Origin of the sequence: Nocardia sp. NPDC050175 (assembly GCF_044459885.1) — a bacterium.
Taxonomy (GTDB): Bacteria; Actinomycetota; Actinomycetes; order Mycobacteriales; family Mycobacteriaceae; genus Nocardia.
Genome location: NZ_JBITJI010000008.1, coordinates 388022 through 409662 on the forward strand (window position 1 = coordinate 388022; position 21641 = coordinate 409662).

Consider the following 21641-nt stretch of genomic DNA (forward strand, 5'->3'; position numbering starts at 1 on the left):
TGCCAAGCGGTCAGCTGAGCGTGGTGGCCGAACTTGCTGGGTCGATGAGGATTTTGGCGTGGTGGTCGGGGTTGGCGAGGGTGGTGAAGGCGGATTCGATGCCGTTGAGGCCGACGGTGCCGGTGATCAAGGGGATGGGGTTTACCTTGCCTTCGGCGAGCATGTGGAGGGTGTCGCGGAATTCGCCGGGATCGTAGCCGAGGACGAAGCGGAGTTCGATTTCTTTGTTGATGGCCATGGCGGGGTTGATGCGGTCGGGTTGCATGCAGACGCCGACGACTACCACGCGGGAGAGTGGGGGTGCTGCGGTGAGGATTTGGTCGAGAATGCCTGGGACGCCGACGCATTCGAAGATGACGGGGCCGGAGGGGCCCGCGTTCAGGGTGTTCGCCAGCCGGAAGATGTACCACCAGGGGAGGTTCGGGACGCGGCGCAGGCGGTCCATGGTGTCGAAGCCGAGGTTGAGGATGTCGGTGACGCCGTTGATGCGGCCGTGTTTCGGGGCGGCGGTCCAGGGTGAGTCGGTGGCGGGGTCGACGACGATGTCCGCGCCGCACGCGGTCGCGAGTTCGCGGCGGCGCGGGGAGAAGTCGCTGGCCACCACGGTGCGCACGCCCGCGGCCTTCAGCATGCTGATCACCGCGAGGCCGATGGGTCCGCAGCCGATCACAAAGGCGTTCTGTCCCTTGCCGACTCGCCCTTTGCGCACCGCGTGCCAAGCCACGGCCATGGGTTCGGTGAGCGCGGCGTGTTCGGCGGACAACCCGTTCGGCACCGGCATGGTCATCGATTCCTGGACCACCACTTGCTCGGCATACGCGCCGGGCGCCTCGACCGACAGCCCGGTGAGCTGCGGCTTCGAACCGTGCCGCACGATCGGCAGCGCCACCACCGGCGTGCCCGTCGCCCACCGCTTGCGGCAACCGGGCCCGTAATCGACGACCGCACCGCTGAATTCGTGGCCGAGCACCACGCTCTGATCCGACCGCATGAACGAGTCGTAGCCGGTCGCCACGCCCAACTCGGCCATCTCGTCGGCATGGGTTCGGGCATGCAGATCCGAACCGCAGATGCCGCAGCGCGAGACGTCGATCAGCAGCTGCCCGCGCCCCGGTATCGGTGTCGGCAGGTCGATGACCTCGAATTTCGAGTTGGTGACGACGGCGGCCCGCATAGTGAACTCCTCGTATCGGCAGCGTCACCCACGCTACTGCGCCCCGTCCGACAAAACAGCGATCAGCCGCACGATCCTCGATTTCCCGCACCTGAAATCGCATGCGAAATCGGGTGCGGGAAATCAGAAGGAGTGCCGGTGTCACTGCTTAGCGCGCAGGACCGGGAACACCTCCTCCTGGAGGTAGGTTTTGAGGTCGCGCCCCTTGCGGTTGGCTTCGATCACCGAGACGCCGTGCTGCTCGGCCTTCTTGATCAACAGTTCGCGCGAATCGCTTTCCACGCCGCCGCCGATCAGCAGGTAGTCGACCGGATCGGCGGCGAGGACCGCGAGGGCGTCCTCGTCGGCGATCACGCCGTGTGCGCTGAAGCCCTGGGCCCGGAGCTGGGCGATGCCCGACTCCACCACGCTCGGCCCGCGGCCGATGATCAAGATATCCATTGTTCTCATACTCCTATCGGTGTCAGATCCGCTGTCGCGGTATCGGTTTCGTGTGGTTCGAGCTTGGCGTCCTTCGGCAGCGCGAAGAACCCGAGGCACACCAGCAGCAGCATTCCGATGCCGTACCAGAGCGTGTAGTCGAAGGTGTTGGCGAAGTTCGCCGCGTTCGCGTCGGCCCCTGCTTCGGCCACTATCCGGCCGACCTCATCGCTGCCGCTGGGCGCGCGGCAGCTGTCCGGCACCACGGTCGGATCGATCTCGGCGGATCGATCCCGTACGCAGGCCCGGAAATTGGTGAGAATTTCGTCCTGCGCGGGCAGCGGCAAGCCGGCCACCGCGAGCTCGGCGCGGATCCGCGGGGTTACCGCGGCCACCCCGCGGCCCGAATCATGGTCGAGCTGAGTGAAGAACACGACACCGACCAGTGCCACGCCGAGCGCGGTGCCGAGCTGCTGCCCGGTATTGAGCAGCCCGGATGCCGCGCCTGCCTCTCTGGCGGGCACTTGGCCGAGCAGCAGATCGATGGTCGGCGCGACCACCATGCCGAACCCGGTGCCGATCACGAGCAGCGGGAAAACCATTTGCCACGAGGCGATCTCGGCCCCGTAGTGCGCGGCAAGCCAGCCGTAGCAGCCGAACCCGATTGCGTTCACCACGCCACCGGCGATCAGCACCCGCCTGCCGAACCTGGGCGCCAGCACGCCGACCGAAACACCCGCGCCCACACCGGCGCCCACGGCGAAGAACACCGCCGTCAGCCCGGCCCGCATCGGCGACCAGCCGAGCCCCGACTGCATGAACAGCGTCCAGACCAGGAAGAACCCGCCGAGCCCGATCCAGAACAGCAGCCAGCTGCCGAGCCCGATCGCGAACGGCCTGGACCGGAACAGGCCGAGATCGATCAGCGGCGATCCGCCGGTCCGCGCCCGTCTGCTTTCGTAGCCGACGAACAAAGCGAACGTCAGCACCGCCGCGCTGATCATGACGAAAGTCCAAGCGGGCCAACCGAGTCGGCGACCCTCGGTGATCGGATAGACCAGCAGCAGCACCGCACCGACGGCCAGCATCATGCCGACCACATCCAACCGCGGTGGCACGGGCGAACGAGAATCCTTCAGCACGGCCGCGGCCGCGAACAGCGCGGCAATGCCGACCGGGATATTGACCAGGAAGATCGGCCGCCAGGCCAGCTCGAACAGGTCCCACTGCACGAGCAACCCGCCGAGCGAAAGCCCGACCGCCGACGCGGACCCGCCGACCGCGCTGTAGAGCGCAATCGCTTTGGCGCGTTCGTTTTCCGGGAAGGTGACCCGGATGATGGCCAGGATCTGCGGCACCATCAGGCCCGCCATCGCGCCCTGTACGAAGCGCGACGCGATGAGCATCGTCGGGTCGGTGCTGAGCCCGCAGGCCGCGGACGCCAGCGTGAATCCGGCCATGCCGACCAGGAAGACGCGTTTGCGCCCGTAGATGTCGCCGAGCCGGCCGCCGGTGATCAGCACCGCGGCGAACGCCAGCACATAGGCCGCGACAATCCATTCGATCTGCGAGTACTGGGCTTTCAGGTCGGACTGGATGCTGGGGACGGCGACATTGACGATCGTGACGTCGAGCAGATCCATGAAGCCCGCGGCGAGGACGACTGCGAAGGCGATCCAGCGGCGGGGGTCGAGTGGGGTTGTGGTGGGGAGGTCGTGGTCCACGGCGGCTCTCTTCGATTCGATGGGCGTGGCGACCCCTCAAACTATGCACATGAAGTGATTATCACGCAATAGGGCAATCATTATGGGTGCATTAACGGTAAGCTGGGTGCGTGACCGACGCCGATCCGAGGTTCCCGCCGCTGTCCGACCAGCCTGGCTTCCTGCTCGGCCAGTTCGGCTCCTACACCGGAGGCCGCTTCGGCGAGCTGCTCGCGCCACTCGGCATCAGTCCCCGGCACTTCGGCATGCTGCGGATGTTGCGTGAACACGATGGGCAAACGCAGCAGCAGCTGTGCGAGACGCTCGGCATCCATCGCAATGTGATGGTCGGGCTGGTGGACGAGCTGGAGAAACGACAGCTCGTCGAACGACGCAGGCACCCGACCGACCGGCGAGCCCACGCCGTCTATCTGCTGCCCGCCGCGCACGACGTACTGGTCCGCGCGCAACAGGCGGTGACCGTCCTCGACGGCGAACTGTTCGCCGATATCGACCCGGAGGAGCGGGCGACGCTGCTGCGGCTGCTGCAACGGATGGCCGCGAGCAACGGCTTACGCCCGGGCATTCACCCCGGTCTCACGCACGAGCGAATGCGCCCCTGCTGACCAGGGGTCGGTAATTCACAGCAGCACACCGGGATTCAGGATGCCCGCCGGATCGAGGGCGGACTTGGCCGCGCGGAGTGCGAGCGCGAACGGTTCCGGACGTTGCCTGTCGTACCAGGGCCGGTGATCCCGGCCCACCGCATGGTGGTGCGTGATCGTGCCGCCTGCGGCCGAGAGCGCTTCGGACACAGCGGCTTTGATCTCATCCCACTGCGCGACCGTGCTGCCCCAGCGGCCCGTGGCATAGATGCCGAAGTATGGGGCGGGCCCGTCCGGATAGACGTGGGTGAACCGGCAGGTGACCACGCCGGTCGCGCCCGCCGCGCGGATCGCGTCGTTCGCGGCAGTGGTCACGGCGCCCTTCAGCGCCTCGAATTTGTCCCAGGTGCAGGCGGTTTCGAAGGTCTCGGTGATCATCGACTGTGCGGCAAGGGCATCGCGCTGGTACGGCATGCGCAGGAACGACGAACGCCAGGTATCGGCCGTACCGCCGCTGTGCGTGTTCGTGTCCGAATCCGAATAGCGCACGGGTTCCGGCAATGTGCCGCCGTGCTCGACGGCGACCTCGACAGCACGCTCCATCCATGGCCGCGTCGGGTGATCCGCGGATTCGAAGCCGAGCACCAGCACCCCACCTGCGGTCGCCGCACCGGCATTGAGGAAGGCCTCGGCCGGATCGAGCAGTCGGCAGTTGGTCGGATACAGGCCAGACTGTGCGATGACGCGGGTGGCGGCGACCGCGCGGCCGTAGTCGTCGAAGTGCACGGAAGCCGTTGCGCGCCAACGTGGCCGGTCCTGTAGGCGCACCCACGCCTCGGTGATCACACCGAGCGTTCCCTCGGAGCCGAGGAACATCCGGTCCGGCGCGGGCCCGGCACCTGAACCGGGCAACCGGCGGGATTCGCTGATGCCCGCAGGCGTTACCACCCGCATCGACTCCACCAGGTCATCGATGTGGGTGTACAGCGTCGCGAAGTGCCCACCCGCCCGGGTGGCCAGCCAGCCGCCGAGCGTGGAGAACTCGAACGACTGCGGAAAATGCCGCAGGGTCAGCTTCGCTTCGCGCAGTTGGTCTTCCAGCGCGGGCCCGAACACTCCGGCCTGAATCCGTGCGGCACGACTGGTGGGATCGATCTCGAGCACGCGATCGAGCGCGCCCAGATCGAGGCTCACCGCACCGGCGAAATCGCCGTCGAGCCGCGGCTCCACCCCGCCGACGACGGAAGTCCCACCGCCGAACGGGATTACCGCGATATTCGCCCGACTCGCCCAGTCGAGCACGTCGACGATATCGGCCTCGGTGCGCGGCCGGACGACGAGATCAGGCGGAGTTCGCACGTCGCCCAACAGATTTCGCACGACATCGCGGAACGCCTTACCGTGCGCGTGCGCCGCCCGATCGGCGGGATCCACGGAAACCAACTCGGCGAGCGCGTCCGGCGCGGCGACCCGGGATGCGGGCAGCGCGAGCGATTCGATCGTCGGCGGCTCGTGCACGGTCAGATCCGCGCCCGGCAGGATCGCCGCGACCCGCGCCGTCAGCGCCGCCCGCTCCGCGCCGTCGACCGCGTCCTCGACGTTGCCCCAACCCCACCATGACCGCGTCTTCGTCGACACCGTGACTCCTCTCGCCCGCAGCGGGAGTCATTGCACCACGGGTGGCCCGGGTGGGTCCGGGAGACGAGAATCGCGAACGGACGAAATTGGGGTCGGCGTTCGGGAATGATCCTCGGCGGTCGGCCGTTGAGCTATTCGACAGTGTTGAGTGTGTCGGACTCAAGTTTGAGTTGACTCCCGGTGATGATTGGGGGCAGGATTGAGTCGACCACGCTCAGCGTAGCGACTGCTCGCAGGTCGCTCGAAAGGACCAGCGTTGCTGGGACCGTGCTCCGTCAGGTGCTGGGGCGAGGTCTCACGGCACAGGGCGACCTGGCCGTAGGGCGACACTTGCCCAGCACCGACACCAGTAAGTACGTCAAATAGGAGGAACAACAATGGCTCGTGCGGTCGGAATCGACCTCGGGACCACGAACTCGGTCGTCGCCGTACTCGAAGGCGGAGAACCGGTCGTCGTCGCCAACTCGGAAGGATCGCGCACCACCCCGTCGATCGTCGCCTTCGCGAAGAACGGCGAGGTGCTGGTCGGCCAGCCGGCCAAGAACCAGGCCGTCACCAACGTCGACCGCACCATTCGCTCGGTCAAGCGCCACATCGGCACCGACTGGACCGTCGAGATCGATGGCAAGAAGTACACGCCGCAGGAGATCAGCGCGCGCACGCTCATGAAGCTGAAGCGCGACGCGGAGGCCTACCTCGGTGAGGAGATCACCGACGCGGTCATCACCGTGCCCGCGTACTTCGAGGACGCTCAGCGGCAGGCCACCAAGGAAGCCGGCCAGATCGCCGGCCTGAACGTGCTGCGCATCGTCAACGAGCCCACCGCGGCCGCGCTGGCGTACGGCCTGGACAAGGGCGACAAGGAACAGACCATCCTGGTCTTCGACCTCGGTGGCGGCACCTTCGACGTCTCGCTGCTGGAAATTGGCGAGGGCGTCGTCGAGGTCCGCGCGACCTCCGGTGACAACCACCTCGGTGGCGACGACTGGGACGAGCGCGTGGTGACCTGGCTGGTCGACAAGTTCAAGGCCAGCGCCGGCATCGACCTGACCAAGGACAAGATGGCGCTGCAGCGGCTGCGTGAGGCCGCCGAGAAGGCGAAGATCGAGCTCAGCTCCTCGCAGAGCACCTCGATCAACCTGCCCTACATCACCGTCGACGCGGACAAGAACCCGCTGTTCCTCGACGAGCAGCTGACCCGCGCCGAGTTCCAGAAGATCACCTCGGATCTGCTCGACCGCACCCGTGCGCCGTTCCAGTCCGTGATCAAGGACGCGGGCATCAACGTCGCCGATATCGACCACGTCGTGCTCGTCGGTGGCTCCACCCGCATGCCCGCCGTCTCCGAGCTGGTCAAGGAACTGACCGGCGGCCGTGAGCCGAACAAGGGCGTGAACCCGGACGAGGTCGTCGCCGTCGGCGCCGCGCTGCAGGCCGGTGTGCTCAAGGGCGAGGTCAAGGACGTCCTGCTGCTCGATGTGACCCCGCTGTCGCTGGGCATCGAGACCAAGGGTGGCGTGATGACCAAGCTCATCGAGCGCAACACCACCATCCCGACCAAGCGCTCGGAGACCTTCACCACGGCCGACGACAACCAGCCTTCGGTGCAGATCCAGGTGTTCCAGGGTGAGCGCGAGATCGCCTCGCACAACAAGCTGCTCGGCTCGTTCGAGCTGACCGGCATCCCGCCGGCCCCGCGCGGTGTGCCGCAGATCGAGGTCACCTTCGACATCGACGCCAACGGCATCGTGCACGTGACCGCGAAGGACAAGGGCACCGGCAAGGAGAACACGATCAAGATCCAGGACGGCTCCGGCCTGTCCAAGGAGGAGATCGACCGGATGGTGAAGGACGCCGAGCAGCACGCGTCCGAGGACAAGGCCCGCCGCGAGGAGGCCGAGACCCGCAACCAGGCCGAGTCGCTGGTGCACCAGACCGAGAAGTTCATCAAGGAGAACGAGGACAAGGTCCCCGCGGACATCAAGTCCAAGGTGGAGGCGGCCATCGTCGAGGCGAACGAGGCGCTCAAGGGCACCGACATCGCCGCGGTCAAGGCGGCCGTGGAGAAGCTGGCGACCGAGTCGCAGGCGCTCGGTCAGGCGATCTACGAGTCGTCGGCCAACGAGTCGGCCGCGTCCAGCAATGGCTCCTCGGCGACCGACGCCGATGACGAGGTCGTCGACGCCGAGGTTGTCGACGAGCCGGTGGACACGGAGAAGAAGTGACCCACGGCAACAATTCGGAGCAGCGCAACTCCGAGCAAGAGCCGATCACCTTCGTGGACAATCGCAAGATCGACCCGGAGACCGGTGAGGTTCGCGAGCCGGCGGCGCAAGACGCCGCCGGCTCCGGCCCGGACGCCGGTAACGGTACCGAGTCCATCATCGGCGCGGCGCAGGGTGCCGAGCTGCTGGCCGACGCCATCAGCAAGGAACTCGCCGAGCGCACCGCCGACCTGCAGCGGCTGACCGCGGAGTACGCCAACTACCGGCGCCGCGTCGAACGCGATCGCAAGACCGCGATCGACACCGCCAAGGCCGCCGTGGTCACCGAATTGCTCGGCGTGCTCGACGATCTCGATCGGGCGCGGGCGCACGGCGACCTGGACAACGGACCGCTCAAGTCGGTGGCCGACAAGCTGGCCACCGCGCTGCACAAGCAGGGGCTCGAGGAATTCGGTTCGGCGGGTGAGCCTTTCGATCCGACCCTGCACGAGGCCGTGCAGCACGAGGGATCCGGGCACGACCCGGTGATCGGCATCGTGATGCGCAAGGGCTATCGGTTCGGCGATCGGGTGCTTCGGCACGCGCTGGTCGGGGTAACCGATGGCGTGGCCGATGTGGCCAGCACCGATCCGACCGAGGCATCGGACGCTGATGCCGGCGCGAACAAACAGTAATAAGACGCGAGAGGAGGAGATATCCGGTGAGTCAACGGGAGTGGATCGAAAAGGACTTCTATAAGGAACTGGGTGTCTCCTCCGGCGCCTCGCAGGACGAGATCAAGAAGGCGTACCGCAAGCTGGCACGCGACCTGCATCCGGACGCCAATCCCGGTGATACCAAGGCGGAGGAGCGGTTCAAGACCGTCAGCGAAGCCCACGCGGTGCTGTCGGATCCGGCCAAGCGCAAGGAGTACGACGAGACCCGCAAGCTGTTCGCGGGTGGCGGCTATCCACGCGGCGGTGGGTTCACTCCCGGTGCGCCGGGCGGCTTTTCGCAGGACTTCAACATCGGTGACATCTTCGGCGGCGCGAACGCCGGCGACGGTGGCCTCGGTGACCTGCTCGGCGGCCTGTTCAACCGGGGCGGCCAGCGCACCACGAGCAGGCCGCGGCGAGGGGCCGATGTGGAGACCGAGACGACTCTCGGCTTCCGCGAGGCCGCGCAGGGCGTCACGGTTCCGCTGCGGATGACCAGCCCGTCGCCGTGCACCACGTGTCACGGCAGCGGCGCCAAGCCGGGCACCAGCCCGCGGGTCTGCCCGCATTGCAACGGCACCGGCATCATCAGCCGCAACCAGGGCGCGTTCGGCTTCAGCGAGCCATGCGATGACTGCCGGGGCACCGGCTCGATCATCGACGACCCGTGCGTCGACTGCCACGGCAGCGGCATCCAGAACCGCACGCGCACCATCACGGTGCGGATTCCCCCGGGAGTCAGTGACGGACAACGGATTCGGCTGGCCGGACAGGGCGAGGCGGGCCTGCGCGGCGCGCCGTCGGGCGACCTGTTCGTCAGCGTGCACGTCAGCCAGGACAAGGTCTTCGGCCGCAACGGCGACGACCTGACCCTGGTGCTGCCGGTCAGCTACAGCGAATTGGTGCTCGGTACCACGGTGTCCGTGCCCACCCTGGAGGGGCGGGTCGGCGTCAAGGTGCCACCGGGCACCGCGGACGGCCGCATCCTGCGGGTACGCGGTCGTGGCGTGCCCAAGCGCGGCGGCGGCGCCGGTGACCTGCTGGTCACCGTCAAGGTCGCGGTGCCACAGAAGCTGGACGACAATGCGGCCGAGGCGCTTCGGCGCTACGCGGAGGCGGAGAAGGCCAGCGGCTTCGACCCACGGGCAGGATGGGCAGGTGCTTGATGTCCAATGATCCGAAGCAGGCGGGCGGCGGTTCGTCGCGCGTCGAGTTCTTCATGATCTCGGTGGCGGCCCAGTTGGCGGGCATGCACGCGCAGACCCTGCGCACTTATGACCGTCTGGGACTGGTTACGCCACAACGGACTTCGGGCGGCGGGCGACGCTACTCGGCCAGGGACGTCGAGCTGTTGCGCGAGGTGCAGCGGCTGTCTCAGGACGAGGGCGTCAACCTGGCGGGCATCAAACGCATCATCGAACTCACCAATCAGGTCGAGGAATTGCAACAGCGCGTAGCCGAACTATCGGCCGAGCTGGATCGGTTGCGAGCGGGCTATCGGCCCGATCTTTCGCCGCCGCAACGCAGTACCGCACTGGTGGTGTGGCAACCGCGTAATCGCCGTGGTATTTGAGCGAACAACAGTGCCGCAACAATACTGAATACGGCTAGCTAACTATCGGGCCGCCGGCCTCGGCATATTGATCATGCGCCGAGGTCAGCGGCCCGAAGTCATGCCGGACTGGGCATTTCGAAGGTTAGCCAACGGTAAGCCGAGACTCGGTGTGCGACAGCGCATCAGGTCGGCCATTTCGGGTTGATAGCCGACTGGTCAGTTTCATCGGGAGCCCCGGTGGCGTGGCGCGCGGCGCGGCCCGACTCAGTCGGTCAGGCGTCCAGTGGTGTTGCCGCACGGTCGCTCTGAGATCGCCGTCGAAGCGAAGACTGCATAACGAGTCTTGCAAATTCAGTGTATCCGTGACCGATTTCATCCGGTTTTTGCGGTCTGCCAGTCTGTTTCGTGAGTGTTTTACGCCGGGTGTCCTCGTTTCCGGGGAATTACACGCTTGTTGTTTAAACGGAGGATTCCGCTCCTGGCAAACCTCGCCTACACTCCTTGGCAACGGCTGCTGACGAGTGTCCCGCAGCACCTCACTCGCCGGCACAGTTTGTGTTCGAGTGCGAAATGGGGTTGTGACACAAATGGATTCGCGGACTGTCGCTTTGATCAGAACGACGTTCAAGGCGGTTGCTGCGGAGGAAGGGGGGCCGGAGAAATTAGCGAGATCGTTCTACGCGATCCTATTCACCGACTACCCCCAAGTCCGCGATTTCTTTCCAGCAGCCATGGACGCACAGCGAGACCGCCTGGTCAAGGCCATCGCCTATGCCCTGGATCGGCTCGAGGAGCCGAACAAGCTGTTGCCCTTCCTTTCTCAGCTCGGTCGTGATCACCGCAAATACGGTGTGCAGCCCGAGCATTACACGGCGGTTGCGGTCTCGCTGAAGACCGCGATGCAGGTGTACGCGGGCACCGAGATGTGGACCGACGAGGTCGACCGGGCCTGGGACGAGGGCCTGAAGATCATCGGCGAGACCATGATCGGCGCGGCGGAGAAGGAAACCACGCCGCCGGTCTGGACCGGCACCGTGATGGAACGCCGCAACGTGCTGCGCAACCTCACCGTGCTGCGGTTGCAACTGGACCAGCCGATGCAATACGCCGCCGGTCAATACCTGAGCGTGCAGATACCGGCCCGGCCGCGGATGTGGCGCTACATGTCGCCCGCCGTGCCCGCGAATGCCAACGGGGAGATCGAGTTTCACGTTCGCGGCGTGCTCGGCGGCTGGGTCAGCTCGGCCATCGTCGGCAAGACCGCGGTCGGCGACAAGTGGCTGCTCGGCTCGCCGCTCGGCGGCCTCGGCATTCCGCGCAACACCAAGCGCAAGATGCTGATGGTCGGCTGCGGCACCGGCATCGCGCCGCTGCGCGCACAGCTGATGGCGATGGCACAGCGGCGCACCAACCCGAAGGTGCACCTGTTCGTCGGCGGCCACCATCCGTGCGACCTCTATGACCTGGACACGCTGAACAGCCTGGCCGTGAGCAACCGCTGGCTGACCGTCACACCGGTCACCGAACACGACGAAAACCCTTGGTGGTACACCGAATCCAGTGAACTGGCGCCCGCGCACGCGGGCCTGGAGCCGCGGCTGACCGGTCAGATCGGCAAGGTGGTCGCCAGCTTCGGCGCCTGGGCCGATCGGGACGTGCAGATCGTCGGCTCCCCATCGATGGTGCAGACCACCAAGTTCCGCATGATGGCCGCGGGGACGCTCACCAAGAACATCCGCCACGACCCGCTGTTCTGACCGGCCGTCCGGGATTTCGACCCCTCCCGTTATCCCGGGCTCAGTCGGAATCCGGTCGCGCCCAGTTCCGCGGCCGGATTCCGGCAAGGCAGGCGATCACACGCCCTCGAACTGGATCCGCTCCGCCGGAGTTCCGGTGGCGAGCAGGCGATCCACCGTGGCATTGATCATCGCGGGGGAGCCGCACACCAGCACCTGATGGTTGTCGAACGCGCCGTGCGAGCCGACCACCTCGGCGAGCGTGCCGAAGAGCATCTCGTCCGGCGGGAAGCCGATCTTCACCCGGCTGCGCTCGTACCATTCGTCTTCCCAGCTCGGGTCGTCCGGGCTCTCCACCACGGGAATGACTGTGAGCCACGGCAATTCACCGGCCAGCAGGTACAGCATGTCCGAGGCGTACAGGTCGCGCGGGGTGTGCCCGCCGAAGAACAGGTAGGTGTGCGGCGGTTCCGGCTCGCGTGCGAGGTCCAGGATCTGCGCCCGCAGCGGGGCCAGGCCGGTGCCGCCCGCGATCATCACCACTTCGTCGCCCGCCGGGTCCACCGCGAACCTGCCGAACGGCGCGCGGATCTGCCACTCGTCGCCGGGCCTGGTGTCGGCCACGATGGAGCCGCTGCACCAGCCGCCAGGCACGGTGCGCACATGGAACTCCAGCTTGCCGTCCAGCGACGGCGGCAGCGCCGGGGAAAGCCTGCGCCGCATGCTCGGCTGCTGCGGCACGGTGACCTCGACGGACTGGCCCGCGAGGAACGGAACGAACTCGCCGATCAGGCGAATCACCGCCAGGTCGTGGCGGATTCGATGGTGTCCGACGACCGTGGCTGTCCACTCGGTCGGCAAAGGTGCGCCATTGCCTAGCGCACTGGGGTCCCCCGGTGTTCTACCCACCCCGCGGACTCCGTCCGCTTCCATTCCCCATGGGGGCCTCCTTCGTCACACAGGGTCGGAGCTGATGATGTGCTCCGGAGTACCGACCGCGATCAACGCGCGCCGGGTGTCCGCGATCATCTTCGCCGAACCGGCGATCTGGATCTGCCGATCCGCCCAGGCGCCGAAGCTCGCGACCACCGCGCCCAGGTTACCGATCAGCCGCCGGTGCATGCCGTACGGCTCTTCCTGCGGCGGATGCGGATACCACCACGGATTGGTCTTCTGTTCGCAGACCGGGACGATGGTGAGCCACGGATTGCTCTGTGAGAGCTGCCACATGTTCTCCACGTCGTAGAGATCGCAGGGGTAGCGGCCGCCGATGAAGAAGTGCACCCTCGGGTTGATGCCGCGCTGACCCATCTCGATCAGCTGGGCGCGCAGCGGGGCGATGCCGGTGCCCGCGCCGATCAGCAGCACGTCGCGGCCGCTGTCCCGGTCCACGTGCAGCCCGCCGAGCGGTCCGGCGATCTGCCAGCGGTCGCCCACCCTGGTCTCGTTCACGATGGCCGGGCTCACCCAGCCGCCGCGGATCTTGCGGACGTGAAACTCGATCTCGCCGTACGGATTGGCCGGGATCGCGGGCGAGAAGTAGCGCCACATCTTCGGCCGCTGCGGCACGGTGAGCGGCACGTACTGTCCGGCCTGATAGGGGATCGGGCTCTCCGACTGCAGCCGCACGATGGCCAGGTCCTCGAGCACCCGGCGATGACCGACCACGGTCGCCTCCCAGTACGGCTGGGACTTGTCGGAGTTCGCGCCGATGGCCATGGACGCGGAGATCAGGATGGTGATGTCGCGCCAGCCCTCTTCCAGCCCACGATGCCAGGTCCCGATGCCGTTGTACGCGCGGAACGCCGAAAGCAAGGCTCGACCCGCGGCGTCGTAGTGCGCCGCGTCGACTCCGTATTTGCGATGGTCACGGGCCAACTGCTCCAGGAACTTCTGCGCCCGCCCCCAGTCCTCGAGGTGATCGAGCACGTACTGGATGGCGGTGACGATCCGCTTTGCCTGCATTTCCATCGCAGGCGGGAACAGTTCACGCAGTTGCGGGTTCTCGGCGAACAAATGACCGTAGAACGCACTGACCAACCGTTCGGGTCCGTGCGGTGACTCGATCACCGAACGGAAGTTGGCGCGGACCAGCGCAGCCGAACGCGCATCCACGACGCGAAGCTTCCTTTCCCTCAGTTCTGCCCGGGGACGTATCCGTAACCGGCCGTCCTCGCGATCAGTATCCCTGAAAAAGCCGTGGTCGTGTTGGTATGCACAACCTGCTTGTGACGACGCCTCGTCGGCGCTCGGCTAGGTCGCGAGCCTGTCATGTCCACAGGGCTTGCTCACCGGCGCTCGCGCGGCATGCGCCGCGCGGGTGGGATACGGCCTCGCTGGAGCTTCGGCCGCTGCTGACAGGTTATCTGTCGGATTGCCCGGCCCGTTCGGGCAGGGTGTTTACCGGGGGTGCTCGGTCGGCTGGCTATCGGGCAGCGTGTGGGTGCTAGATGGTGAGGACCGTCTTGCCGCGGGCACCCGCCGCACCGATGGCCGTTGTGCCGTCGGCGAGGGGAATGGTGGCGTCGATCGGGACCACTACATCGCCTTCGGCCACTCGGTCCAGTAGTCGGGCCAATTCCGGTGCGCCGCCGCTGGATTCGATGTTGCCGCCGCGGATGCCCCTGGTGCGCAGGGCGTCTTCGTCGGCGGACCAGATGGTGGAGTAGACGGTGCCGCCGTCGCGGACCAGGGTGGTCAGGTCGGCGAGGACCTCGGGCGGGCTCACCAGGTCGTAGAGGACGTCGATGCCGTCGGGGTGGGCGGCGGCGACCTGGTCGCGCACCGGGCCCGCGGTGTAGTCGACCGTTTCGGCGGCGCCGAGCCGGGTCATCTGGTCGGCGACCTCGCCGCGGGCGGTGGCGATGACGTCGGCGCCCGCCATGTTCGCGAGTTGGACGAGGAAGGAGCCGACGCCGCCGGTGGCGCCGACGATCAGCACGGTCTGGCCCGGCTCGATCTTGGTGGCGTCCACCATGTCCTGCGCGGTGACGCCCGCGGTGGGCAGTGCCGCGGCCGCGACGGTCGGCACACCCTCGGGGATGCGCACCAGCGTGCCGCCCTCGGGAATGACGGCGTACTCGGCGAAGGAGCCGTGGCCGGCCGGTGGGGTCAGGAATTTGCCGACCACCCGGTCGCCGACGGCGAAGTGGCCGACGCCGGGGCCGACGGTGGCGATGGTGCCCGCGCCGTCCACCCCGAGGATCATCGGAAAGTCGTGCGGCAGCTTGCCGTCCAGTATCCCGTCCGCCATTTTCGCGTCGAACGGGTTGACGCCTGCCGCCTCGAGCTGCACCCGCACCGCGCCCGGTCCGGGCTCGGGGACCGGCATGTCGGTCAACTCGGGTGCGGCTCCGAACTTCCGTACGACAATCGCGCGCATCCATTCGCTCCTTGAATCGGGCTGAAGAGTGATGCATCAACTAACGACAAAGGTCATCGTATGCATCCATACCGCATGGACGCTGTGATTCACGGCATTGGCAGGGTGTCGCGGCGGTACCGTTCAAACGCGGTGAAAATATCTAAACTTGAGCGGAACAGACTCAACCTTTCCCACGTTGGATGTAGAGGACGGCGCGGAGCCGCGCGAGATTCGTGCGGATCAGGCTTCGGCGCCAGCACAATCGACCAGTAGGAAGGTGACTTGTGGACTCGTTCAATCCCACCACCAAGACCCAAGCGGCCCTGACCGCCGCGCTGCAGGCGGCCTCCGCCGCGGGCAACCCGGAGATCCGGCCCGCCCACTTGCTGGTGGCGTTGCTTGATCAAACCGACGGCATCGCCGCCCCGCTGCTCAAGGCGGTCGGCGTCGACCCGGCGACGGTGCGGCGCGAGGCCCAGGACATCGTGGACCGGCTGCCCAGCGCGACCGGCGCGACCACGACCCCGCAACTCGGCCGCGAGGCCCTGGCCGCGATCACCGCGGCCCAGCGCCTGGCCACCGAGCTGGGCGACGAGTATGTCTCCACCGAGCACGTCATGGTCGGCCTCGCCGCGGGCGACTCGGACGTGACGATGCTGCTGAAGAAGTACGGCGCGAGTGCCGACGCGCTGCGCGAGGCGTTCACCGCCGTGCGCGGCAGCGCCAGGGTGACCAGCCCCGATCCCGAGGGCAGCTACCAGGCGCTGGAGAAGTACTCCACCAACCTCACCGAGGCCGCCCGCGCGGGCAAGCTCGACCCGGTGATCGGCCGGGACACCGAAATCCGGCGCGTGGTCCAGGTGTTGAGCCGCCGCACCAAGAACAACCCGGTGCTGATCGGCGAGCCCGGCGTCGGCAAGACCGCGATCGTCGAGGGCCTGGCCCAGCGCATCGTGGCCGGTGACGTGCCGGAGTCGCTGCGCGGCAAGTCGGTGGTGTCGCTCGACCTCGGCGCGATGGTCGCGGGCGCGAAGTATCGCGGCGAGTTCGAGGAGCGGCTCAAGGCCGTGCTCGAGGACATCAAAAACAGTGCGGGACAGATCATCACCTTCATCGATGAGCTGCACACCATCGTCGGCGCCGGTGCCACCGGCGAGTCCGCGATGGACGCGGGCAACATGATCAAGCCCATGCTGGCCCGCGGCGAGCTCCGCCTGGTCGGCGCGACCACGCTGGACGAGTACCGCAAGCACATCGAGAAGGACGCCGCCCTGGAGCGCCGCTTCCAGCAGGTGCTGGTCGGCGAGCCGTCGGTGGAGGACACCATCGGCATCCTGCGCGGCATCAAGGAGCGCTACGAGGTGCACCACGGCGTGCGCATCACCGACTCCGCACTGGTGGCCGCCGCCACCCTCAGCGACCGCTACATCACCTCCCGGTTCCTGCCGGACAAGGCGATCGACCTGGTCGACGAGTCGGCGTCGCGGCTGCGGATGGAAATCGACTCGCGCCCAGTGGAAATCGACGAGGTCGAGCGCGCGGTGCGCCGGCTGGAGATCGAAGAGGTCGCGCTGAGCAAGGAGACCGACGAGGCCTCCAAGCAGCGACTGGAGAAACTGCGTTCGGAACTCGCGGATGACCGGGAGAAGCTGAACCAGCTGATGACCCGCTGGCAGAACGAGAAGAGCGCCATCGATCAGGTCCGAGTGCTCAAGGAGGAGCTGGAATCGCTGCGCGGTGAGTCCGAACGGGCCGAGCGCGACGGCGATCTCGGCAAGGCCGCCGAGCTGCGCTACGGCACCATCCCGGCGCTGGAGAAGAAGCTCGTCGAGGCCGAAAAGGTCTCCGGCACAGCGGCCGACGGCGAAGTGATGCTCAAGGAAGAGGTCGGCCCCGACGACATCGCCGAGGTGGTGTCGGCCTGGACCGGTATCCAGGTGGGCAGGCTGCTCGAGGGCGAGAGCCAGAAGCTGCTGCGGATGGAGCAGGAACTCGGCAGGCGGGTGGTCGGCCAGACCGAGGCGGTGCAGGCGGTGTCCGACGCGGTGCGCCGGGCGCGGGCCGGTGTCGCGGATCCGAACCGGCCGACCGGCTCGTTCATGTTCGTCGGCCCGACCGGTGTCGGTAAGACGGAGCTGGCAAAGGCGTTGGCGGACTTCCTGTTCGACGACGAGCGCGCCATGGTCCGGATCGACATGAGCGAGTACAGCGAGAAGCACTCGGTGGCCCGCCTGGTCGGTGCCCCGCCCGGCTATGTCGGCTACGACCAGGGTGGTCAGCTCACCGAGGCGGTGCGGCGCAGGCCGTACACGGTGGTGCTGTTCGACGAGATCGAGAAGGCGCACCCGGATGTGTTCGACATCCTGCTCGCCGTGCTCGACGAGGGACGGCTCACCGACGGCCAAGGCCGCACGGTGGACTTCCGCAACACCATCCTCATCCTGACCTCCAATCTCGGTGCGGGTGGCGATCGCGACCTGGTGATGAACGCGGTGCGTTCGGCGTTCAAGCCGGAGTTCCTCAACCGCCTCGACGACGTGGTGATGTTCCACGGGCTCGACGAGGAGCAACTGGAGCACATCGTCGACATCCAGCTCGACCAGCTGCAGAAGCGGCTGTCGCAGCGCAGGCTGAAGCTGGACGTGAGCGACTCGGCCCGGTTCTGGCTGGCCGTGCGCGGCTACGACCCGGTCTACGGCGCGCGGCCGCTGCGCAGGCTGATCCAGCAGTCGATCGGTGACACCCTCGCCAAAGAGCTACTGGCGGGCGAGGTTACCGACGGTGACGTGGTGAAGGTGACGGTCACGCCGGATGGGGACGGGCTCATCGTCGGCAAGTAAGCAACAGCGGTGAATCGGCGGTCGATGCCTTCGGGTATCGACCGCCGACTTGTCGGATGGGGAGCCCGCGGGCGACACCCCCGAACGCGACGAGCAGTACAGCCGCCGGAGCAGGGCCCATCTGGCGTGTCACGACTTCAGATCGCGCAAGACCGGAGCGAACGCGACGGAACGCCTAACCTGGAACCCATGACCAACCCGAACGATCCGTGGGGGCAGCGGCCGGCGGAGGCACCGACCGAGCACCTGGGCGGCAAGTCCGGGTTCGAGCAGCCGCTGCACACCACGGAGTACGCCGAGGCGTACGGGTCCGGCGCGCCGTCGGCCTATCCGGCTACCGAGCAGTTCGGGTCGTGGTCACCGCCGCCACCGAACGCCACCCGCGAGTTCCCGCCGCACGACAACCAATGGGGTGCTTACGAAAGCACTTACGGCGATCAGTGGGCGGGGGTCGCGCAGCAGCCTGGCGGTCCCGTTCCGCCCGGCGGCATGCAGCCCTCGGACCTGCCACCGGAACCGCCGCGGCGGCGCAACACCGGATTATGGATCGCGCTCGGCCTCGGGATCCTCGCGCTGGTCGCGGTGCTGGGTATCGTCGGCGGAGTGGTGCTCGGCAACAAGAATTCGTCGTCGACCAGCGCCGCGAGCACCTCGGCCTTCCCGACCGCGAGCCGTCCGCTCCCCGGATCGCCGCGCGCCACCCCGAGCGGGGTGCCCGGCGTGCCCGGCCTCGGCGGCGGCATCGACAATCTCGGCGCGACGATGGGCACCATCACCACCAACGACGGCGGCACGCTCACCGTCAGCACCCTGCTCGGTGCCACGACCACCGTGCACACCGACGCCAAGACACAGGTGATCTCGATGTCCGGCACCAAGGTCTCCGATCTGCCCGTCGGCGACATCGTGTTGATCCAGGGTGACAAGGCCGCGGACGGATCGATTCAGGCCAAGGTCATCATCAGCACCGCGCTGCCCGGCGGCGGAAGATGAACTACCGCTGCTTCGCTCGGGCCGGCTCGGGCTGTCGACGGACGTTGTCCGTCCGCGCCCATTAAGCTGGACACCGATGACGGCAATGTGGTTCGGCTTGGCGGCGATCGCACTCGTGGGTGCGATCGTGCTGCTGTATTTCGATCGGATCCAGCGACAGCGGACCGGTCACGCGCGGCAGGTCTGGGCGAAATCCCAGGGCTACACGTATGTGTCGGTGGAGCCAGCGCTCCCATCGACCTGGCGACGCGGCGCGCTGGCCAAGCTCGGCTACCTCTCGGCGGTCGATGTGGTGTCCGGCATTCGCAAGGGTGAGAAGTTCGTGCTCTTCGATCTGGAGGACTCCGCGACGCTGATCGCGGTGCGCCGCCAGATCGGCTCGGACATCGACGTCGACATGCGGCTCAAGACCGCGTCGCCGCCGAAGGACGCCGATCTCGAACTGCTCGGCGCGATCGGCGATCGGGTGGTGTTCGCGACCAACCCGGAAATCGCCAGGCACGCCGTCGATCAGCGGATGGTGGCGTTCATCGAGACGCTGCCCGACACCGTGCAGATGCTCTGGAGCGAGGGCAACTGGACCCTCGGCATGTTGTCCGTCGGCACCTCCTCGCGCGAGTGGGAGACCTCGATCGACGCGGTGCTGCGCCTGTCCGGGCTGCTGCACGTGCTGCCGCCGGTCAGCGAGCCGCGCTTCGACAACGGCGGGCACGATCCGGGCCGCCCGCGCCCGCGCGGCAGGCAGCGGCCGGAGGAGTCCGCGGACGACGAGCTCGACGAGCCGCTCGGCGGTGCCAGGGTGCAGCCGCCGCGGCTGCGCAAGGACGAGGAGTTCGACGAGGCGCCATTCGTCGAACAGGACTACGACGAGGACCGCGCCCCGCTGTCCGCACTCGACGATCCGGAGCCGCCGCGCCGCCCGTCGCTGGCCGTGGTGCCGGACGCGCGGGCCAGGGTCCGCGAGGACCGCAGGACCGCAGACGAGTGGACGCCGGAGCGCCGCGACGAATGGTCGCCGGAACCGCGCGAAGAGTGGTCACCCGAGCCGCGGGACAAGCGACCGGTCGAGTCGCGGGACACGTGGGCACCGGCGCAGCGAGACGAACTCCCCGCCGACGACGACTGGGCCGACGAGCCCGGCCGTCGCCCGGCGGCGCGCGAGGAGGACGCTACGGCCGAACCGCCCGGCGGCCCGTTCCATCCCGGCTTCCGTCCATACCAGGGACCTGTGCCGCAGTGATCGGCTCGGCCCGCGTCCGCGCGGTTCTCCGGCCGATCGAGCGCAGGTGACCGAACACCCCGCGGTCACCCGGCTGCCCGGCGCGACCCGTCCCGTGGCGTTGATCACCGGACCGACCTCCGGCATCGGTCACGGCTACGCGATGCGCCTGGCCTCGCTCGGCTACGACCTGGTCCTGGTCGCCCGCGATCAGCAGCGGCTGGCCACCCTCGCCGCGGCGCTCGAGCATCGTTTCGGCACCCGCTGCGAGGTGCTCGTCACCGATCTGACGCAGCAGGCCGACCGGAACCGGGTGGCGGCCAGGCTGGCCGAGGGCGTCGAATTCCTGGTCAACAACGCGGGATTCGCGCACTCGGCGGAGTTCTGGGCGCTCTCGCCCGAGCAGCTGCAGGACGAGGTGGACGTCAACATCACCGCGGTGGTGCAGTTCACCCGCGCGGCGGTGCCGTCTATGATCGCCGCGGCCAAGGGTTCGGTCGTCAATCTGGCCAGTGTGGCGGGGGTGATCCCCGGACGGGGCTCGACGTATTCGGCGGCCAAGGCCTACGTCGTATCCTTCACGGAAGGGTTGGCAGGTGGACTGGCCGGAACAGGTGTCCGGGTCCAGGCCCTGTGCCCGGGATTCGTGCACACCGAATTCCATGAGCGAGCCGGTATCGATGCGTCGTCGCTGCCGAAAGCCTTGTGGCTGAGTGTCGACCAGGTAGTTGCCGGTTCCCTGCGTGATCTGGAGAAGGACCGGGTGCTCAGTGTGCCCGGTGTGCAGTACAAAACGCTTACCACCGTCGCCGGGATGATCCCGCGAGCCCTGGCGGCCCGACTGAATCGCGGCTTGTTCAACACACGCGGAAGGACTTAGGAATGATCGACGAGGCAACCACGAACGAGTCGGCGCTCGACACCGCGGCCGGTTCGGACCGAGACAGATTGGCGGCGCTGGTGCGCGAGCTCGCCGTCGTGCACGGCAGAGTCACCCTGTCCTCGGGCAAAGAGGCCGATTACTACGTCGACCTGCGCCGCGCGACGCTGCACCACAGCGCGGGACCGCTGATCGGCAAGCTGCTGCGCGAGCTGGTCGCGGACTGGGATTTCGACGCGGTCGGCGGGCTCACCATGGGTGCCGATCCGGTCGCCTTCGCGGTGATGCACGCGGCGGGCCGCCCGATCAACGCCTTCGTGGTGCGCAAGGCGGCGAAGGCGCACGGCATGCAGCGGCAGATCGAGGGCCCGGACATCGTCGGCAAGCGGGTGCTCGTCGTCGAGGACACCACGACCACCGGAAACTCCCCGCTCACGGCGGTGCGCGCGCTGCGTGACGCGGGTGCGACGGTGGTCGGTGTCGCTACCGTTGTCGACCGGGAAACCGGGGCCGATCAGGTGATCGCGGCCGAGGGGCTGGAGTATCGATCCATCCTCGGGCTGAAGGATTTGGCCCTCAGCTAGCCTGGACAGC

At 67.5% G+C, this 21641-nt stretch carries 18 protein-coding genes; 11 read left to right on the top strand and 7 right to left on the bottom strand.

Features of this window, described 5'->3' with window-relative positions; all coding sequences use genetic code 11:
- Positions 1 to 10: 10 nt before the first annotated feature.
- The 3 genes from ACIBK2_RS28335 to ACIBK2_RS28345 all read right to left on the bottom strand — a co-directional run bounded on the left by ACIBK2_RS28335 (position 11) and on the right by ACIBK2_RS28345 (position 3318).
- Positions 11 to 1174: a zinc-binding dehydrogenase gene (locus ACIBK2_RS28335; RefSeq protein ID WP_396971397.1), complete on the bottom strand. Its 1164-nt coding sequence runs from the start codon at positions 1172 to 1174 to the stop codon at positions 11 to 13.
- Positions 1175 to 1315: 141 nt separating this feature from the next.
- On the bottom strand, positions 1316 to 1615 hold the full coding sequence (locus ACIBK2_RS28340) for a hypothetical protein (RefSeq protein ID WP_396971399.1): 300 nt from the start codon (positions 1613 to 1615) through the stop codon (positions 1316 to 1318).
- A 5-nt stretch (positions 1616 to 1620) separates the two neighbouring features.
- Positions 1621 to 3318: an MFS transporter gene (locus ACIBK2_RS28345; protein WP_396971401.1), complete on the bottom strand. Its 1698-nt coding sequence runs from the start codon at positions 3316 to 3318 to the stop codon at positions 1621 to 1623.
- A gap of 110 nt (positions 3319 to 3428) precedes the next feature.
- Here ACIBK2_RS28345 and ACIBK2_RS28350 point away from each other — a divergent pair, with 110 nt between their 5' ends.
- Positions 3429 to 3923, top strand: coding sequence for a MarR family winged helix-turn-helix transcriptional regulator (locus ACIBK2_RS28350; protein ID WP_396971403.1), 495 nt, complete (start codon positions 3429 to 3431; stop codon positions 3921 to 3923).
- Between the two features lie 15 nt (positions 3924 to 3938).
- On the opposite strand, the gene ACIBK2_RS28355 is transcribed toward ACIBK2_RS28350, so the two are convergent.
- Positions 3939 to 5540, bottom strand: coding sequence for an FAD-binding oxidoreductase (locus ACIBK2_RS28355; RefSeq protein WP_396971404.1), 1602 nt, complete (start codon positions 5538 to 5540; stop codon positions 3939 to 3941).
- Positions 5541 to 5917: 377 nt separating this feature from the next.
- On the opposite strand from ACIBK2_RS28355, the gene dnaK reads away from it, so the two are divergent.
- The 5 genes from dnaK (at position 5918) to ACIBK2_RS28380 (ending at position 11772) form a co-directional block, all read left to right on the top strand.
- Entirely contained in the window at positions 5918 to 7765 is a 1848-nt protein-coding gene (gene dnaK / locus ACIBK2_RS28360; RefSeq protein ID WP_396971406.1) for a molecular chaperone DnaK, read from the top strand.
- Positions 7762 to 8439 (top strand): nucleotide exchange factor GrpE, encoded by a 678-nt coding sequence (gene grpE, locus ACIBK2_RS28365; RefSeq protein WP_396971408.1) that lies wholly within the window; start codon positions 7762 to 7764, stop codon positions 8437 to 8439. Before dnaK ends, grpE begins: the two co-directional genes overlap by 4 nt.
- A 26-nt stretch (positions 8440 to 8465) precedes the next feature.
- Entirely contained in the window at positions 8466 to 9626 is a 1161-nt protein-coding gene (dnaJ, locus tag ACIBK2_RS28370; protein ID WP_396971410.1) for a molecular chaperone DnaJ, read from the top strand.
- Entirely contained in the window at positions 9626 to 10033 is a 408-nt protein-coding gene (locus ACIBK2_RS28375; RefSeq protein ID WP_357384891.1) for a heat shock protein transcriptional repressor HspR, read from the top strand. The genes dnaJ and ACIBK2_RS28375 overlap by 1 nt, the downstream gene beginning before the upstream one ends.
- Before the next feature lie 569 nt (positions 10034 to 10602).
- A complete protein-coding gene (locus ACIBK2_RS28380; protein ID WP_396971412.1) occupies positions 10603 to 11772 on the top strand; it encodes a globin domain-containing protein in 1170 nt (389 codons plus the stop codon).
- A gap of 96 nt (positions 11773 to 11868) precedes the next feature.
- Here ACIBK2_RS28380 and ACIBK2_RS28385 read toward each other — a convergent pair whose 3' ends face one another.
- The 3 genes from ACIBK2_RS28385 to ACIBK2_RS28395 all read right to left on the bottom strand — a co-directional run bounded on the left by ACIBK2_RS28385 (position 11869) and on the right by ACIBK2_RS28395 (position 15133).
- Positions 11869 to 12660 carry an FAD-binding oxidoreductase gene (locus ACIBK2_RS28385; protein ID WP_396971414.1) on the bottom strand — a complete coding sequence of 264 codons (792 nt, stop codon included), beginning with the start codon at positions 12658 to 12660 and terminating at the stop codon, positions 11869 to 11871.
- Between the two features lie 45 nt (positions 12661 to 12705).
- A complete protein-coding gene (locus tag ACIBK2_RS28390; RefSeq protein ID WP_379284178.1) occupies positions 12706 to 13866 on the bottom strand; it encodes an FAD-binding oxidoreductase in 1161 nt (386 codons plus the stop codon).
- A 331-nt stretch (positions 13867 to 14197) separates the two neighbouring features.
- Positions 14198 to 15133 (bottom strand): NADP-dependent oxidoreductase, encoded by a 936-nt coding sequence (locus tag ACIBK2_RS28395; RefSeq protein ID WP_396971416.1) that lies wholly within the window; start codon positions 15131 to 15133, stop codon positions 14198 to 14200.
- 266 nt (positions 15134 to 15399) lie between these two features.
- Between ACIBK2_RS28395 and clpB the strand changes: the two genes are divergently transcribed.
- The 5 genes from clpB (at position 15400) to pyrE (ending at position 21631) form a co-directional block, all read left to right on the top strand.
- Positions 15400 to 17955 carry an ATP-dependent chaperone ClpB gene (clpB, locus tag ACIBK2_RS28400; RefSeq protein ID WP_396971418.1) on the top strand — a complete coding sequence of 852 codons (2556 nt, stop codon included), beginning with the start codon at positions 15400 to 15402 and terminating at the stop codon, positions 17953 to 17955.
- 189 nt (positions 17956 to 18144) lie between these two features.
- The gene (locus ACIBK2_RS28405) at positions 18145 to 18948 is read left to right on the top strand and encodes a DUF5666 domain-containing protein (RefSeq protein WP_396971420.1); all 804 of its coding nucleotides are present in this window, start codon (positions 18145 to 18147) and stop codon (positions 18946 to 18948) included.
- Between the two features lie 76 nt (positions 18949 to 19024).
- Positions 19025 to 20188 (top strand): hypothetical protein, encoded by a 1164-nt coding sequence (locus ACIBK2_RS28410; RefSeq protein WP_396971422.1) that lies wholly within the window; start codon positions 19025 to 19027, stop codon positions 20186 to 20188.
- Between the two features lie 46 nt (positions 20189 to 20234).
- Positions 20235 to 21047, top strand: coding sequence for an SDR family NAD(P)-dependent oxidoreductase (locus ACIBK2_RS28415; RefSeq protein ID WP_396971424.1), 813 nt, complete (start codon positions 20235 to 20237; stop codon positions 21045 to 21047).
- 2 nt (positions 21048 to 21049) lie between these two features.
- Positions 21050 to 21631, top strand: a complete 582-nt coding sequence (pyrE, locus tag ACIBK2_RS28420) for an orotate phosphoribosyltransferase (RefSeq protein ID WP_396971426.1) — start codon at positions 21050 to 21052, stop codon at positions 21629 to 21631.
- The last annotated feature ends 10 nt before the right edge of the window (positions 21632 to 21641 follow it).